This is a genomic window from Providencia manganoxydans, assembly GCF_016618195.1.
Lineage (GTDB): Bacteria > Pseudomonadota > Gammaproteobacteria > Enterobacterales > Enterobacteriaceae > Providencia > Providencia manganoxydans.
Map to the genome: position 1 here is coordinate 1,382,485 of NZ_CP067099.1, position 17,387 is coordinate 1,399,871.

Annotated in this window: 14 protein-coding genes; 11 read left to right on the forward strand and 3 right to left on the reverse strand. The window is 40.3% G+C overall.

From position 1 onward, the window contains the following. The first annotated feature begins 1 nt into the window (after window position 1). Both iolD and JI723_RS05990 read left to right on the forward strand, forming a co-directional pair. Window positions 2-1,939: a 3D-(3,5/4)-trihydroxycyclohexane-1,2-dione acylhydrolase (decyclizing) gene (gene iolD / locus JI723_RS05985; RefSeq protein WP_272580174.1), complete on the forward strand. Its 1,938-nt coding sequence runs from the start codon at window positions 2-4 to the stop codon at window positions 1,937-1,939. A 31-nt stretch (window positions 1,940-1,970) separates the two neighbouring features. After that, complete coding sequence (locus JI723_RS05990; protein ID WP_272580173.1) at window positions 1,971-2,198, forward strand: hypothetical protein; 228 nt, start codon at window positions 1,971-1,973, stop codon at window positions 2,196-2,198. A 78-nt stretch (window positions 2,199-2,276) separates the two neighbouring features. Here JI723_RS05990 and JI723_RS05995 read toward each other — a convergent pair whose 3' ends face one another. After that, a complete protein-coding gene (locus JI723_RS05995; protein WP_081335932.1) occupies window positions 2,277-2,423 on the reverse strand; it encodes a Hok/Gef family protein in 147 nt (48 codons plus the stop codon). Window positions 2,424-3,104: 681 nt separating this feature from the next. Here JI723_RS05995 and iolG point away from each other — a divergent pair. The 9 genes from iolG (at window position 3,105) to JI723_RS06040 (ending at window position 15,059) form a co-directional block, all read left to right on the forward strand. After that, window positions 3,105-4,091 carry an inositol 2-dehydrogenase gene (iolG, locus tag JI723_RS06000; protein WP_070925210.1) on the forward strand — a complete coding sequence of 329 codons (987 nt, stop codon included), beginning with the start codon at window positions 3,105-3,107 and terminating at the stop codon, window positions 4,089-4,091. Window positions 4,092-4,214: 123 nt separating this feature from the next. Then, the gene (locus tag JI723_RS06005) at window positions 4,215-5,903 is read left to right on the forward strand and encodes a solute:sodium symporter family transporter (RefSeq protein WP_070925211.1); all 1,689 of its coding nucleotides are present in this window, start codon (window positions 4,215-4,217) and stop codon (window positions 5,901-5,903) included. Between the two features lie 15 nt (window positions 5,904-5,918). Further along, window positions 5,919-7,790, forward strand: coding sequence for a DUF294 nucleotidyltransferase-like domain-containing protein (locus JI723_RS06010; protein WP_272580172.1), 1,872 nt, complete (start codon window positions 5,919-5,921; stop codon window positions 7,788-7,790). Beyond that, on the forward strand, window positions 7,787-8,491 hold the full coding sequence (locus tag JI723_RS06015) for a 3'-5' exonuclease (RefSeq protein WP_070925213.1): 705 nt from the start codon (window positions 7,787-7,789) through the stop codon (window positions 8,489-8,491). Before JI723_RS06010 ends, JI723_RS06015 begins: the two co-directional genes overlap by 4 nt. 273 nt (window positions 8,492-8,764) lie before the next feature. Next, window positions 8,765-9,898 carry a Gfo/Idh/MocA family protein gene (locus JI723_RS06020; protein ID WP_140186044.1) on the forward strand — a complete coding sequence of 378 codons (1,134 nt, stop codon included), beginning with the start codon at window positions 8,765-8,767 and terminating at the stop codon, window positions 9,896-9,898. Between the two features lie 20 nt (window positions 9,899-9,918). After that, the gene (locus JI723_RS06025; protein ID WP_272580171.1) at window positions 9,919-11,823 is read left to right on the forward strand and encodes a bifunctional 5-dehydro-2-deoxygluconokinase/5-dehydro-2-deoxyphosphogluconate aldolase; all 1,905 of its coding nucleotides are present in this window, start codon (window positions 9,919-9,921) and stop codon (window positions 11,821-11,823) included. A gap of 32 nt (window positions 11,824-11,855) precedes the next feature. Next, window positions 11,856-12,749 carry a myo-inosose-2 dehydratase gene (iolE, locus tag JI723_RS06030; RefSeq protein WP_070925215.1) on the forward strand — a complete coding sequence of 298 codons (894 nt, stop codon included), beginning with the start codon at window positions 11,856-11,858 and terminating at the stop codon, window positions 12,747-12,749. Window positions 12,750-12,827: 78 nt separating this feature from the next. Continuing rightward, window positions 12,828-13,661: a 5-deoxy-glucuronate isomerase gene (gene iolB / locus JI723_RS06035; protein ID WP_070925216.1), complete on the forward strand. Its 834-nt coding sequence runs from the start codon at window positions 12,828-12,830 to the stop codon at window positions 13,659-13,661. 285 nt (window positions 13,662-13,946) lie between these two features. Then, window positions 13,947-15,059, forward strand: coding sequence for a class II histone deacetylase (locus JI723_RS06040; RefSeq protein WP_070925217.1), 1,113 nt, complete (start codon window positions 13,947-13,949; stop codon window positions 15,057-15,059). A 57-nt stretch (window positions 15,060-15,116) separates the two neighbouring features. Here the strand turns inward: JI723_RS06040 and JI723_RS06045 are convergent, their stop codons facing one another. Both JI723_RS06045 and JI723_RS06050 read right to left on the reverse strand, forming a co-directional pair. Continuing rightward, window positions 15,117-15,758, reverse strand: coding sequence for an NAD(P)-dependent oxidoreductase (locus tag JI723_RS06045; protein WP_140182831.1), 642 nt, complete (start codon window positions 15,756-15,758; stop codon window positions 15,117-15,119). A gap of 588 nt (window positions 15,759-16,346) precedes the next feature. Beyond that, the gene (locus tag JI723_RS06050) at window positions 16,347-17,315 is read right to left on the reverse strand and encodes an FUSC family protein (protein WP_272580170.1); all 969 of its coding nucleotides are present in this window, start codon (window positions 17,313-17,315) and stop codon (window positions 16,347-16,349) included. Window positions 17,316-17,387 lie beyond the last annotated feature (72 nt).

Consider the following 17,387-nt stretch of genomic DNA (forward strand, 5'->3'; position numbering starts at 1 on the left):
TATGAATAAGCAGACAATGACCACAGCTCAAGCACTCGTTAAGTTTCTTAACCAGCAATATGTTGAAGTTGATGGTGAGCAGTATCCGTTTATTCAGGGAATATTTACCATTTTCGGCCATGGTAACGTGGTAGGTTTAGGACAGGCGCTGGAACAAGCGCCTGGACATCTACAGGTTTATCAAGGGTGTAACGAGCAAGGAATGGCGCATATTGCTACCGGTTTTGCAAAGCAAAAGAAACGCAAGCAAATTTGTGCAGTGACTTCCTCTGTTGGGCCGGGAGCGGCGAATATGGTGACTGCGGCGGCAACAGCAACCGCTAACCGTATCCCTTTGTTATTATTGCCTGGTGATACATTTGCAACACGCCAGCCAGATCCAGTTTTACAGCAAGTTGAACAATATGGTGATGGAACGATTAGTACTAACGATTGCTTCCGTCCCGTTTCGCGTTACTGGGATCGCGTTTCTCGCCCAGAGCAATTGATGGCAGCAATGATCAATGCCATGCGAGTTCTTACTGATCCAGCTGATACTGGAGCAGTAACCATTTGTTTACCTCAAGATGTTCAAGGTGAAGCATGGGATTATCCAGACTACTTTTTTGCTAAGCGCATTCATCGTATTGAGCGCCGTCCAGCGACGACCGTAAGTTTAGCTGAAGCAGTGGAACTGATCCGCAGTAAGAAAAAACCATTACTCGTGTGTGGTGGTGGGGTCCGTTATTCAGAAGCGCACGACGCATTTCAAAAATTTGCTGAGCATTACGCGATCCCATTTGGTGAAACACAAGCAGGTAAAAGTGCAGTTATTGCGAGTCACCCCCTAAATGTTGGTGGTATTGGCACGACAGGTGGGTTAGCCGCTAATTTACTGGCCAAAGAAGCTGATCTCGTTATTGGCGTTGGTACGCGATTCACTGACTTTACGACGGCATCGAAATCATTATTCAGTCACCCAGATGTCGAGTTTTTGAATATTAACGTTGCCGAGTTTGACGCAAGTAAACTCGATGCATTGAAGCTGATTGCGGATGCTAAAGAGGGGTTAACTGCACTTGATCATCAATTGCGAGGTAGCGGTTATCAGGCTCAGTGGGGCGAAAAAATTCAACAGGCCAAGCAACAGTGGCAATCAGAGTTAGCGCGATTGTTTTCCATCAAATATAGTCCATTGGATTTTGTTCCTGAAATCGCAGGACATCTTGATGACAAGTTGGCTGAGTATCGAGAAGTCTTGGGAACAGAGCTGGCGCAGACTCGAGTATTAGGATTAATGCAGCAACATATGGAAGATAATGCCATTATTGTTGGTGCAGCAGGCTCTTTGCCGGGGGATTTACAGCGTATTTGGCTACCTAAATGCTCTGATACTTATCATCTTGAATACGGTTATTCATGTATGGGGTATGAAATTGCGGCGGCTGTTGGTGCAAAAATTGCGGCTCCGGAGCAACCTGTTTATGCCATGGTTGGCGATGGTTCGTACTTGATGCTGCACAGTGAGTTGCAAACAGCTATTCAAGAAAACTTGAAAATCACCATTTTATTATTTGATAACGCAGGTTTTGGCTGTATTAACAATCTACAAATGAGTCAAGGTATGGGAAGCTTTGGTACTGAAAATCGCCATCGTAACCCTAAAACCGGTCAAATGGATGGGGCATTGGTGAAAGTTGATTTTGCTAAAAATGCAGAAAGCTATGGTTGTAAAAGCTATCGAGTGCATGATGAAGCACAATTGATCGCGGCTATTGAAGATGCAAAACTACAGACAGGCTGTGTATTGATCGATATTAAAGTGCTGCCAAAGACGATGACCAATGGTTACGAAGCATGGTGGCGCACAGGTACAGCTCAAGTCGCGGATAAACCAGAAATTGTTGCAGCAGCAGATAAAATCAAAGAGATGGTAGAAAATAAAGTACGTCAGTACTAAAACACGGCTCTGTAGGGAGAGTTGTGGGTAAATGGCTGAAGGCGTTTTTACGCTTTCTGGCTATTTATTAAGGTATGAGATGATTTATCGGGAAGTTTGCAAGGATGTATTGGTTATTATTTGGTCGTTAATGTGGTTAATCTTGTTCTATATTTTTTGCCCAGTTTTGCTGGGCTTTTTATATTTTATAAAAATAAAATTATATAAAGCTAATTATTTAATTAAAAATAATCCCTCTTTATATATAAAGAGGGATTAATAAATAGGTGCTTATTTCCACAACTGAACAATAAAAGAAGAGGAAAAGGTGAGGGGCAATAATTCCCCTCACTTGGCATTACCTTATTTCGTAGAAAAGGGTTGCTTTAACTGTTGTATTACCACTCACAAAATTGATTGAACATAGTCTATCATGTATTAACAGTGAAATTCCAAACACGGTGATACAGATAGCCACTAGTGATATTAGCATATACTTAGTCATTTCCTCTTGACCTCTTATTTGTTAAGAGGCACTATCTCAATTGTTCTGTTGGGATGTGCCTCGATGGTTGAACATAAAAACTCAATCATCGGGGCTTTTCCATTTTGGGCTATTAATAAATGCTTAAACCCAAAAGGGTTAAGCACCCGCCAAAAGATTAGCAGATTTAGCAAATATGGTATTGTGAGGCATTCTGATATTCGTCTGATTTTTTATTCGTTAACTAGTGCATGAATTTATTATAATTATTATTTAATATAATTATAGATTATTAGGCTTACTAGATAGATCCGAATGAATTTTGACAGCTCACAACCCTTGTAGTGTGAACCGAGGGGGATGGGTTTTGTTAATGCAAAAGTTGAGTTATCATTGATAAGAGCAACTGTGACAAAAAACAAAAAAAACGAAACATATGTTTCAAAATTTAACTTAAGGTATTTCCTTGTCTGATTTTAAACCCCTCCTATTGTGATGGTTTGACCTCTTTCTAGCTTAATTGATTGAGTTCTTATTGTTATTTTGTGATCAGAGTAACACTAAAAAACCACTTTAATATGACAATTGTTACCCAGTCCTCAAAAACATAATTTTCAATTAATTATAAATTGAAATGAATGTTTTATTTGTTATATTTCATCATATCCTAATAGTGGATTTATAGCCTCAAGGAGCATTTCAATGTTCAATATAGCACTATTCGGCGCAGGACGTATCGGACAGGTTCATGCTGTCAATATTGCCGGCCACAAAGAAACCGCACTTTACTCTGTGATTGACCCGTACCAACCAAATGCGGTAGCGCTGGCGGAGAAGTACCAAGCAAAGGTTCAGTCAATCGACGAAGCAATGCAAGATCCTAACGTCCATGGCGTGCTGATTGCTTCTGCAACCGATACACATGCCGATTTAATTGAATTAGCGGCAAAAAACAAAAAAGTTATTTTTTGTGAAAAGCCAGTACATTTAGATTTAGAGCGTGTTAGGCAGTGTTTAAAAAGTGTTAAAGAGCACAATGTGCCACTATTTATTGGCTTTAATCGCCGTTATGACCCCCAGTTCCGCCACCTGAAAAATTTATTTGAACAAGGCGCAATTGGTAAAGCAGAATCTTTAATTATTACATCACGGGATCCGTCACCACCTCCAGCAGAATATGTAAAAGTATCCGGTGGTATGTTCAGAGATATGACTATTCATGACTTTGATATGGCACGCTTTATGATTGGTGAGAACCCATGTTCAGTCTATGCACAAGGTAGCAATGTTGTTGATCCTGCAATTGGGCAAGCAGGGGATATTGATACTGCATTTATCATCTTAAAATTTCCTTCAGGAGCGATGGCAACAATTTCAAACAGTCGCCGCTCTGGTTATGGCTACGATCAGCGCATCGAATTACATGGCGAAAAAGGTTTATTAACAGCAGGTAATATTAAAGAGAACAGTGTTGAATTCTTAAGCGATGTAGGTTGTTTATCCGCTAAACCTGAGTTTTTCTTCCTGCAACGTTATCATGAAGCGTATAAAGCAGAATGGAATCATTTTGTCGATATTTTAGCAGGGCGCGCAGAATCAGAAACAACGGGTACTGATGGTGAGCTAGCGCTTTATTTAGCTGATAAGGCACTGGAGTCATTGAAAACAGGCAAAGAAGTTCAACTATAAATTTTATTACCTCTTATTTTACCGATTACTAACAATAACAGCGGGAGAATCATTTTCCCGCTTCATCAGTCACCTTACATATATTTATGCGCTAATTATAAATAGAAAGGCTTGGGGGTACTAATGCTGGCTCTACTTTCATTTATTGGCTTTACCTTACTCGTTGCAGGGATCGCCTATTACAAAACACGAAATGCACATTTAACATCATCTGCTGAGGGATATTTTTTAGGTGGCCGCTCTATGACTGGCCTGTATATTGGTGGCTCAATGCTACTAATGAATTTATCAACGGAACATCTTGTTGGACTTAATGGCTTATCTTTCAGGACTGGCTTTATTGTAATGGCTTGGGAGGTTATGGCTGCATTAACGATTGTATTATTCGCTATTTATTTCTTACCTAAATACCTTAAATTAGGTATTTCGACTATTCCAGAATATTTAGAACGCCGCTTTGATAAAAACACTTTATTAATAACATCCATTCTATTTTTAGCCATGTATGTTATTTCGTTGTTACCTATTGTCCTATATACAGGCGCGATTGCTCTTGAAAGTTTATTCCAAGTTTCACATGTTTTTAATGTCGATAAAACAACTGCATTGTGGATCATGGTATGGGGCGTTGGTGGTCTAGGGGCAATTTATGCTATTTTCGGTGGTATCAAAGCCATTGCGATTGCGGATACGGTTAATGGTGCAGGTTTGATTATTGGTGGGCTGTTAGTCACTGTATTTGCCTTGCTGTATGTTGGCGATGGTAACGCTTGGGCTGGTTTGACGGAAGTTTATCAAGCGCATCCAGATAAATTTAATTCAATTGGTGATGAAGATTCATTAGTGCCGTTCTCAACTTTATTTACTGGGTTGATCGTTTCAAATATGTTTTTTTGGTGTACTAATCAGTCAATTGTCCAAAAATCGTTGGGAGCGAAAAACTTAGCTGAAGGGCAAAAAGGGGTAATGCTATGTGCATTCTTTAAGCTTATTATCCCATCTATTATTATTCTACCTGGTATTATTGCATTCCATATTCTCAGTGGTGAAATTGATAATCCAGATAATGCTTATCCTGTTTTAGTTCACATGGTTTTACCTGAATTTTTAGTTGGCTTTTTTGCCGCAGTGGTAGTTGGTGCTGTATTCTCAACATTCAGTGGTGGATTGAACTCATCAGTGACCTTATTTACGGTAAATATTTATAAAGACCGTATTAATAAAAATGCAACTGAAGCACAGACTGTTAAAGTCGGTAAATATTTAGGAATTGCTTTAGCATTGGCGACCATGATTATTGCTCCTTTAGTTGCGAATGCACCAGATGGTTTGTTCTATTTAATTCAGCAATTGCAAGGTATTTTTAACGCACCGATCTTGAGTGTTGTGTTAGTGGGGTTAATGACAAAGCGTGTACCTCCTATCGCTGCAAAATTAGGTCTGTTATTTGGTATGTCGGCCTATTTAATTTGTAATTTTGTTTTAGACTTAAATATTCATTTCTTCCATTTAGTGGGAATTCTATTTGTTGCGAATATTGTCTTTATGCTAACGATTGGCTATTTCTTCCCTGGAAAACCGTATGAAGAAGTGTATACCGAGCAAGTTGATATCTCCCCATGGCGCTTTGCAACACCGACGGCTTGCCTAATTGTTCTTGGTGCAATTTCTATGTATGTCTATCTGGCTCAGGGAGCACCTAGCTATGTGATCATCGGCTATTACATTTTTGCAGCTGTATTTTTAACCTTTATTATTTATAAATTTTCAAAGGCATGGCTAGCAGGAAAAACTCAACCTATTAATGCATAAAGGAGTTAAGATCTTATGGAACCATCACTTATCCCGATGGTTAAGCAATTCATCTCACAGCGAGATCCCTTTGATCGCTTAGATGAAGAACAGTTAAATCAGCTAATCAATAATGTTGAAATTAGTTATTTGACGCAACGGGAAGTGTTAAAACCGCAACAGATTGCAGGCCAAGGTTTATATTTGGTAAGAACTGGGGCGGTAGAACAGCGTTATGCAGATGGTTCCTTAAGAGCAAGGCTTGGTTCTGGGGATGTTTTTGGATTCAGTGTGTTAAATAAAACACCTGAATTCCCCGGTGAGTATCAAGTGGTCGCGATAGAAAATACATTGCTCTATTGCATTTCGCGTGAGGCATTGCTGGTCGCGATGGAGCAAAACCAAGCCGTTTGCCATCACTTTGCATGTGAGGAAGGCCAAAGACTGGCATCACGGCCAAAAATTAATAGCCTAGCAGAAGATCATTTACTCTATTTAAATCCTGTCTCCTCTATCGAAAATAGAAATATTGTTATTATTTCTCCTGGCACTAGCATTCAAGATGCTGCGCAAGAGATGGTACAGAAGCATCGTTCTTCGGCATTAGTGATGGCGGGTGATGTATTACTGGGAATTATTACTGATCGAGATCTGACAAAACGTGTTGTAGCGCTTGGTTTAGATATTACCAAGCCTGTTAGCAAAATTATGACGGAAAATCCTGTAACAATTTCTGCTAATGCCCCCATTATTAACGCTATTGAATTAATGATGCAGCATAATATTCGTAGCTTACCAGTTATGACAAATCACCGTATCACAGGTGTTTTAACGGCAACCAGTTTAGTACAAAAAAATAGTATGCAAGCGGTATATTTAATCAGCCGCATATATCGACAAGATAGCCTTGATGAATTGAAAGCGCTGGGGATACAAAGACAATCCGTGTTTGAATCCTTAGTAGAATCAGGAGTTCAATCCCATACGATCCAATTGATGATGACATTAATTGCTGATGCTTTTAATAAGCAATTATTGAAGCTTGCAGAAAGAGAGCTTGGGGAACCACCTTGCGATTACTGTTGGTTTGCAGCAGGATCTCAAGCTAGGCAAGAGATGCATTATCTCTCGGATCAAGATAATGGCATTATTCTCGCGCGAGATATTACTAAAGAAGAAGAAGGCTGGTTTAGGCAGCTGGCGGAATATGTTTGCTATGGCTTGGATGAGTGTGGGTATTCCCTTTGCCCTGGTCATATAATGGCGACAAATCCTAAATGGTGTAAGCCATTATCGGATTGGCAAGCCTATTATCAACAGTGGTTAAAAGAACCTGAGCAACTTGCATTATTAAATATCTCTGTGTTTTTAGATATTCGTTTCTTATATGGAAACCAAGTTCTTTTTGACTCACTGGTTCTTTCTGCTGAATCACACTTAAAAGGCAGTAAACGATTATTTTCAATGCTTGTGGCGAATTCAACGCGAATTAACCCTCCACTTGGTATGTTTAGACAATTTGTATTAGTCAAAAATGGTGAAAATCACAGCGCGTTTAATATTAAAAAGCAAGCTATTAACTTGCTTGTGGAACTTGCTCGTGTGTATTCGCTGGAAGCGGGGGTTTTTACACCATCCACGATGACTCGGTTTGAGGTCGCTCGCGACTCTGGCATTATTAGTGCAGCATCTTGCCAAGAATTAACAGAAGCGTATTTATTTATTAATCAGGTTAGGTTTGGTTGCCAACGTCGAGCATTATTAGCTGGAGATGCATTGACTAATTTAATTGTTCCCCAGCGGCTCACCCAATTTGAGCGCAATCATTTGAAAGATGCGTTTCGCATTATTGCACGAACTCAAGAAGCAGCGCAGCAGCGCTATCATGCGAAAGGCATAATGAAATGATAAGCGCTATATTACGTTTTCAACGGCCACTAGCACGTTTGGCTCGTCGCCGAATGAAATTACTTAAGTCTCAAAAGCTACCTATATTATTACAACAGTCTTTACAAACGGCTTTACCCAATGAAGATGGTTTGTTAGAAGCGCAAAAAATTCTCTCTATTGATATAGAAACAACCGGTTTAAACCCTGAAAAAGACAGAATTTTGAGTATCGGTATGGTTACGATTGCAGGGAATCGAATTCTTCTTAAAAGTGCGCAACACTATTATGTGAAGGATGTCGAGCCAGTTAAAGCAGAAACTGCGGTGATTAATCATATCACACCAGAGCAATTGAGTGAGGGGATCTCATTATCCCATGCTATTGCGCTTTTTTTACATGAAGCAAAAGATAAGTGTATTTTGGCTCATGGTAGTGCGATAGAGCAAGAATTTCTTTCTAAGGCAATGAATATTAAAGAATTACCATTTATTTGGTTTGATACTTTACGAATTGAAAAAACGTTATTAAGCCATAAAAATATTAATCGTAATGATTTTAGTCTGTCAGCACTACGAAATCGTTATCAGTTACCTGATTATGATGCACATAATGCCCTTTCTGATGCAATTGCTGCCGCAGAGCTATTTCTTGCTCAATCTAAAGTGATTTATCCTTCTCAACCGCCTGTCATCAAACAGCTCTATAAACGATCACTATAGTTGATGTATTTTTTGAAATTTCCATTTCATTTATACCTTTATTTTATTTCATTTATAAGCTTTCTATCTAATCGTTTTATTTTTATTTCTTTATAAATTAAATGATTAAATAAAAAATTAACGCCAGATCACATAATGAAATTAATATTCCTTATTTTGTTGAAAATGAAATAAATATTCCGTATAACATCAGTATCAATTAAAAAACATCAAGCACAAACATCGGTTGAGCTTGTGCTATCTAAGATGAGCTGCACGAAGGGAGAGTACAGAATGAAAGAAATCCGTATTGGCATGATAGGTACTGGTTATATTGGTCGTGCTCATGCGATCGCATATGCACAGGCGCCGACCGTTTTCCCATTAAAAGGTCAGCTTGTTCGTGAAATGATCGCAGAAATTACACCCGAGTTAGCAGAGACTCGAGCGAAAGAGATGGGCTTTAATCGTTCAACCGATGACTGGCGTAAACTGGTTGCTGATCCAAACATTGATGTTGTTGATATTTGTTCGCCAAACTTCCTACATAAAGAAATGGCTATGGAAGCGATAAAGCAAGGTAAACATGTTTATTGCGAGAAGCCGTTAGCCTTGAACTCACAAGATGCCAAAGAAATGGTAGCGGCAGCTGCAAAAGCAGGTGTTAAAACATTAGTTGGTTTTAACTATATGAAAAATCCAACTGCGCAACTTGCAAAAGAAATTATTGCAAATGGCGAAATTGGTGACGTTATTCATTTCTATGGTACTCATAATGAAGACTATATGGCTGATCCTAACGCCCCAATTCACTGGCACTGCTTCAAAGATAAAGCCGGTTTAGGTGCGCTTGGTGATTTATCCGCACACATTATTAATATGGCTCAATTCTTAGTTGGCGATATTGAGACGGTTTGCGGTGATATGGAGATTGTTATTAAGCAGCGTCCTGAAAAGGCAGGTTCTTCTGTCATGGTTGATGTTGAGAACGAGGATCAGGCGCATGCGATGGTACGTTTCTCGGGGGGAGCAATGGGGGTAATTGAAACCTCAAGGATCGCCGCAGGCCGCAAAATGGGACTGACCTATGTCGTCACTGGAACGAAAGGGACCTTATCTTTTACCCAAGAGCGTATGGCTGAGTTGAAACTATATCGACATGATGAACCAAGTAACCGCCAAGGTTTTAAAACTATTTTAGTGGGCCCTGAGCATCCAGATTATGCGCCATTCTGTAATGGTGCAGGGCATGGTATTGGGTTTAACGATCAAAAAACAGTTGAAGTTCGAGATTTAATTGATGGTGTCGCAATGGGCGAAAACATGTGGCCTGACTTCGAAGAAGGTTGGAAAGTCTCACGCATTCTTGATGCCATCGCACGTTCTTATGAAGAACAGCGCTGGGTTAAAGTCACTGAAATCAATTAATTCTGTTTAAGAGGTGATTAATGAATAAGCAGAAGAAACTAGATGTGATCTGCATGGGCCGTATTGCCGTTGACCTATATGGGCAGCAGATAGGTTCACGTCTAGAAGATATGAGTAGTTTTGCAAAGTACTTAGGCGGTTCTTCCGGCAACGTTGCATATGGCACAGCAATACAAGGCTTGAAATCATCAATGCTGGCAAGGGTGGGTGACGAACACATGGGGCGCTTTCTTCGTGAAGAGCTACAACGTGTTGGTTGCGATACCAGTCATCTAATCACAGATAAAGATAGATTAACGGGGTTGGTGATTTTGGGGATCAAGGATGAAGATACCTTTCCACTGATTTTTTACCGTGAAAATTGTGCTGATATGGCTATCACCGAGGACGATTTCAGCGAAGACTATATTGCCTCGGCACGTTGTTTGGCAATAACAGGCACTCACTTATCTCATCCCAAAACACGCTCCGCGGTGCTAAAAGCCTTAGAATATGCGAAGCGTAATGGTGTTAAAACTGCCATTGATATTGACTATCGTCCGGTACTTTGGGGGTTGACCTCTCTTGGTGATGGGGAAACGCGTTTTATTGAATCAGAAAAAGTGACGGAACAGCTGCAAGAAGTTTTGTCATTATTTGATCTGATAGTCGGTACAGAAGAAGAGTTTCACATTGCAGGTGGATCGACTGACACTATTCAAGCTCTGAAAAATATTCGCCAATTGACTGATGCAGAGCTAGTTTGTAAACGCGGTGCATTGGGATGCTCTGTATTTACTCAAGCGATCCCTGAAACATTAGATGAAGGGATCACCGTAAAAGGGGTTCGTGTCGAAGTACTTAACGTTTTAGGGGCTGGTGATGCCTTTATGTCAGGTTTACTACGTGGGTATCTAAATGGTGAAGGCTGGGAGAAAGCCTGTACTTATGCGAATGCCTGTGGGGCTTTAGTCGTCTCACGTCATGGCTGTGCTCCAGCGATGCCAAGTAAAGTCGAGCTCGATAATTATTTAGAACGTGCTGCGGCTGTACCTCGTCCGGACTTAGATCCTATGTTGAATCATTTACATCGTGTGACGACTCGCGGAACACAATGGAATGAATTGTGCGTAATGGCCTTTGACCATCGTATTCAATTTGTTGATATGGCAAGAGCTGCGGGTGCAGATATTTCATGTATTCCTTATCTGAAAAAACTGATCTTTCGTGCTAGCTGTGAAGTTGCTGAAGAAGCCGAGTTACAAGGTAAAGCAGGGTTGTTGTGCGACAGCACTTTTGGCCAAGATGTGTTGAATGATGTTACAGGTAGAGGCTGGTGGATTGGTCGACCTATTGAGCTACCTGCTTCTCGTCCACTGTGTCTAGAGCATGGCAATATTGGCTCACAGCTAGTTAGCTGGCCAAAAGAGCATATCGTGAAATGCTTGGTTTTCTTCCATCCAGAAGATAATCACCCATTACGTTTAGAGCAGGAAAAAACAGTTCAAGAAGTCTATAGCGCCTGCTGCCAATCTGGGCATGAATTATTACTTGAAGTTATTTTACCTGCGGATATGGAACGTAATGACGAACTTTATCTACGTGCAATTAAACGTTTCTATAACTTAGGTATCAAACCTGACTGGTGGAAGCTTCCACCACTGCAATCCGAAAATTGGGATGAAGTGGATTCCTTGATCCAAGAGCGTGACCCATATTGTCGAGGTGTCGTATTACTGGGGTTAGATGCGCCACAAGCTGAATTAGAAGCAGGTTTTAATGCCGCTGCGGGAAAAGCCATTGTAAAAGGGTTTGCAGTAGGCCGCACATTGTTCGGTAAGCCTTCATTAGCATGGATGAAGGGTGAGCTTGATGATGATGCGCTAGTAGAAGCGATTAAAAACAATTACCACGGCCTGATCGCCTTATGGCGTCAGCGTAAATAATATTACTTTTACCTATACACAGGAGCCTCATCATGGCAATCCAACTCGGTATTAACCCTTTGACATGGACCAATGATGATTTACCAACACTTGGCGCTGAAACGCCGTTGGAAACATGTTTAACTGAAGGTCGTCAGGCAGGATTTGTTGGTTTTGAACTCGGTAATAAGTTTCCGCGTAAAGCAGAAATTTTAGGCCCAATCCTGGAACAACATGATCTTAAACTGGTTTCTGGTTGGTATTCAGGGGAATTACTGACTCGCAGCGTTGAAGAAGAAATTGAAGCGGTTCAAGGTCACCTCGCATTACTGCGTGATTTAGGGGCGAAAGTGATGGTGTTTGCTGAAGTCACACACTGTATTCATGGTGATCAAGACAAACCTGTACACATGCGTCCACTTTTCCCCGCAGATCAGTGGGAAGAGTACGGTAGAAAACTGACTGAATTTGCAAAATACACCTTGTCACAAGGGGTCCAAATTGCTTATCACCACCATATGGGAACCGTCATTGAATCAGCAGAAGATGTTGATAATTTAATGAAATATACAGGTGATGAAGTTGGCTTACTACTCGATACTGGTCACTTAACTTTTGCGGGAGCGGATCCTGTTGAAGTTGCTAAACGTTGGGCAAAACGTATCAACCATGTTCACTGTAAAGACGTCCGTGCTGATGTACTACAAGATGTTAAAAACCGCAAAACAAGCTTCTTGAATGCCGTATTAGCGGGGGTATTTACCGTTCCGGGCGACGGTTGTGTTGATTATCCAGCGGTATTTAAAGTATTAAAAAATAGCCAATATGAAAATGGATGGTTAGTGGTTGAAGCGGAGCAAGATCCTGCAATTGCCCATCCATTAACTTATGCGACACTGGGCTATAATAACTTGCACAAATTTGCTAAAGATGCAGGTCTGATTTAAACGCCAGTGAAGTTAATAATTTGAGCTGCGATGTATTGTCGCAGCTTAAAATATGTTGTTAGAGCCGAGGTAAGCGATATGTCTAAATTATTATCAAAGTATCATTCACCAGATGAGCAGAAGCGTACTCAGCATATTACGCCAGAATCAGCTAATTGGGGGTATGTCCACTTTGATGTGTATGAACTAAAACAAGGTGAGTCGATTTCCTTGCCGGCATCGGAAAATGAGGTATGTTTAGTGTTAGTTGCGGGTAAAGCAACAGTCAAAACACCAAAGCAAACATTTGCTAATATCGGTGATCGCATGGATCCTTTTGAGCGTAAAAAGCCCTATGCTGTTTATGTAACCGCACAAGAAGCTATTGAAGTTACTGCTGAAACAGCGCTGGAATTAGCCGTATGCCAAGCAAAAGGTAAAGGAACTTACCCAACACGTTTAATTGGACCGAATGACATCGATGCAGAGCAGCGTGGACATGGAAACAATAAACGTTATGTTCATAACATTCTTCCAGATAATAAATCAGCAGACAGCTTACTCGTAGTTGAGGTATTTACAGATGAAGGGTGCACAAGTTCTTATCCAAGTCATAAACATGATACTGATAATGAACCCGCAGAAACTTATCTGGAAGAGACCTATTATCATCGTTTGAACCCATCTCAGGGGTTCTGTATGCAGCGTGTTTACACTGATGATCGTGAATTAGATGAGTGTATGGCTGTTTATAATAAAGACGTGGTAATGGTGCCAAAGGGCTATCACCCAATGGCAACAATGGCTGGTTATGATAACTATTACCTGAATGTTATGGCTGGACCAACACGTAAATGGCTCTTTACGTGGGAGAAAGATCATAACTGGGTTAATAGTGAAGAATATGCAGCTAAACATCGTGATAAAAAGTAGTTTTTATACTCATTATACTTCAAGTTGCAGTGTTATTGACTCGATTTAGCTGCATCACGAATTATTTAGGGTATATACCAAAACCAAAATCTGTTATCTAGACTTTGCCAGCAATTCATTGCTGGCTTTTTTTATTGTCATATTAACAGTATCTGTTAATGCCAGTTACCAATGTAATTAATGCTGTTTTAATTTTACATCAATCACATTATTAATATGTTAATCTGTTCAGATGTATTCATTGTGTTAATTTTATGTAAATAAAACATGATGAGTGAGGTAGTAATGAAGCGTAAAACAGGTTTTTTCTTTGATGAGCATTGTTTTTGGCACAGTACCGGCTTGCACGCAACCACGTTACCTGTTGGAGGATGGGTACAACCGCCCGCAGGGGCTTCACATGCAGAATCCCCTGAAACTAAAAGGCGACTAAAGAGCCTAATGGACGTTTCGGGACTAAGCCGTTCTCTTGTTTTATCTTCAGCAGAACCCGCGAGTGAAGCAACTCTGCTAAAAATACATCCTCAAGCGTATTTAACCCGTTTTAAACAAGTCAGCGATAATGGTGGCGGGCTCTTAGGTAAAGAAGCGCCATTAGGGCCGGGTAGTTATGAGATTGCTAAATTATCAGCTGGGTTAGCCTGTGCGGCCGTCGAAGCAGTACTTAGCGGTGAGTTGGATAATGCGTATAGCCTTTCTCGACCACCTGGGCACCATTGTTTGCCCGATGAATCCATGGGATTTTGTTTCCTAGCAAACATTCCATTAGCGATTGAACGTGCAAAAGAACAATTTAATATACAGCGTGTAGCCGTCATTGATTGGGATGTGCACCACGGTAATGGTACTCAACATATTTTTTGGGATCGCTCCGATGTTTTAACCATTTCATTGCATCAAGACGGATGTTTTCCTCCGGGGTATAGCGGTGAAGATGATATTGGTGGTGGTGAAGGTGAAGGGTACAATCTCAATATTCCATTACTGGCTGGCGCTGGCCACAATAGCTATATCTATGCAATGAAACAGATAGTCATACCTGCCTTGGAGCGCTTCAAACCCGAGTTGATCATTGTTGCTAGTGGCTATGATGCAAATGCATTAGATCCACTGGCAAGAATGCAATTACACAGTGAAAGTTTTCGAGAAATGACTCAGTTAGTCATGGAAGCTGCAGATAGGCTATGTGATGGAAAGCTGGTTATTGTTCATGAAGGCGGCTACTCGGAAGCTTATGTACCATTTTGTGGTTTAGCGGTGATTGAAGAGATGGTGGGGGTTAGAACTGAAGTCCAAGATCCATTATTGGATTTTATTGGCTTGCAACAACCTAGGGCTGAATTTGAACTATTTCAACAACAAATGTTGGATAAGCTCAAAGGCAAATTTGGTTTGTAATTAAGAGAAAATCGGTTTGCTCCCTATTTCTAGGGGCAAACCGTATTAGCGTATGAGTTAGTAAGCCGCAGTGAATTGTTTCCGAATAAATTTTGGTTTTTCGGCTTCGTCAAGAATGGCGACAGCAAGATCTTCCACTGAAATTTTTGCGGGAACATGCCCATTCATTAACAGTTGGTTGCCTGCAATTCTAAATGTTTCAGTTCGTTCTCCTGATTCAAGTACAGCCGCAGGGGAGACAAATGTCCAGTCAAGATCTTGTATCGTTTGTAAGGTTTGCTTAAATTCTTTTACGGCTTGGGCACCCGGTTTGATAGCCGCGGGGAAATCAGGGGAATCAATCAAATCGACACCTGGCGCTATTTCGAGACTACCCGCACCGCCGACAACAATAAAACGTTTTACGCCTGATTGTCGGACTGCCTGTAAGATAGATTGGTTACCCGTTATGGTATCTTGATACAAATTAGGGTTTTGCCAACCCCCATTGAAGGCACTGATCACAATATCTTGGCCTCGGAGCCGAGCGGTTAGCCAAGGGGTATCCGTAATATCTCCCGCCATAGTGATTAAATGAGCATGCTGTGAGAGTTGATTACTATGACGAGAAATAGCCATAACTTGATGATGGCGAAGCAGCGCTTCATTAACAAGTGCCTTGCCTACAAAACCTGTTGCTCCAATAATGGATATTTTCATTGTTTGCTCCGCAAGTTAATTATACTCATCGTTATTCAAGCTGCGGTGTTAGGCTAAAACAGTCTTTGTATCAGGCTTCATTGTTGGTGCATTTTACCTAATTGCATCTTGATGTATTAGAGTATTTTTAATAGTCATATTTTTAGTGGGTACCCTTTGAGTATAACGTAATGTTAATAAATGTAGTGGTATTCCCTTAGCAATTTACTCTTCATTACGAGTGGCTTTGCAAAGATGGATTTTGTGGTGGTAATGCTAATTGGCAAAAATTGATAATTTGCTCAACACAGCATTTAAATCTGTATGATTTCTTAGTTGTCATTCACTCTATACTCGTTATATTTCAAGTTGCAGGGTTGTTGACTATACTCAGCGAGTCGAGTCATAGAGTTTATCTATGCTCCCCGCCTATCTTCACTTGTCGCCTACCTGCATCTCGAATTATTGAGAATATAATTGCTATTTACTTTAATGGGGCGGGAATGTTGTTTTCAGCTAGACGAAATCATAATCACAGTAACTTCGTATTGGAAATAATAGAGGGATCATGATGTTGAATTAGCCCTGCATGACAGGGCTGATAGGAAATTACTTCGCATCTCTAAATAATCTAAGAATAATACTGGTGGCTACCGCAATCGCTCCACCTAATGCGGTTTCTAGTATTCTATCAAATAACAGAACATAAGCAGGATGTCGCCAATAAATCACTTGTTCAAGTACTGAAAGGATCAGGCTGGTGACAACAAATGTCATAAAGGTATAGCCATGATGAAAGCTCATTGGCATAAGAAATGCGAAAACAACAATCGCCGCTAATCCGATATAAGGCATCAAAGGGGTATTAAATAAGAAATAAAGCAACACGACAGAGAGTAAGCTTCCGGCAACACGTTGTAAGGTGATTTGAATGATACTCTGTGATTTTGGGTGTAATACAAATACAAAGGTGAGTAATGTCCAATAAAAATGGCCTAAGCCAAGCATCAGTGGGATGGTTAATGACAGCATCAGTCCAATTGCATAGGTCATTGAACGAGGAATAATGTATTTACGTAAGGTAAATAAATTTTGCTCAACTAAACTTCCTGTAATAATAGCACGGCGATGCATTTTTTTACTTAATAAATAACAGGTTATTAAAGTGACGCTGCTACCAATAATAAATCCAAATGCTAAGCTTTTAGAAATATCAGGTAGGATCGTTCCAATGGTGGACATAATAATCATAAATTTCATGGTCAGATCCATGACAGGATCAGTCCCGTAAAGCTGATAATAAACAAAAGAAAAGAGGGTAAGGTAGATATAAAAAGCGGTACCTAATCGTAGCGTATCACCGATAAAAATCGCGACGAGGATCATGACAAGCCAAAAAGAAGTATAAAGATAATTTTTGTACTCTTTAGCCGCATTAAATAGGTTAAATGCATACAATGTCGAGAATGCGGCCCACATAGAGGCTTGTACATCCATAATGGCAAATGCCACTAAAGCACTTAATAGCATACAGCCACTGAACATGAGTCCGTCATTGATTGCTGGTATTTTCCTCATAAAAAGATGCTCACAATAGGTTTTATAAGTTATTATTTATTAAGATGATTTTATATTAACATAATTATAAGC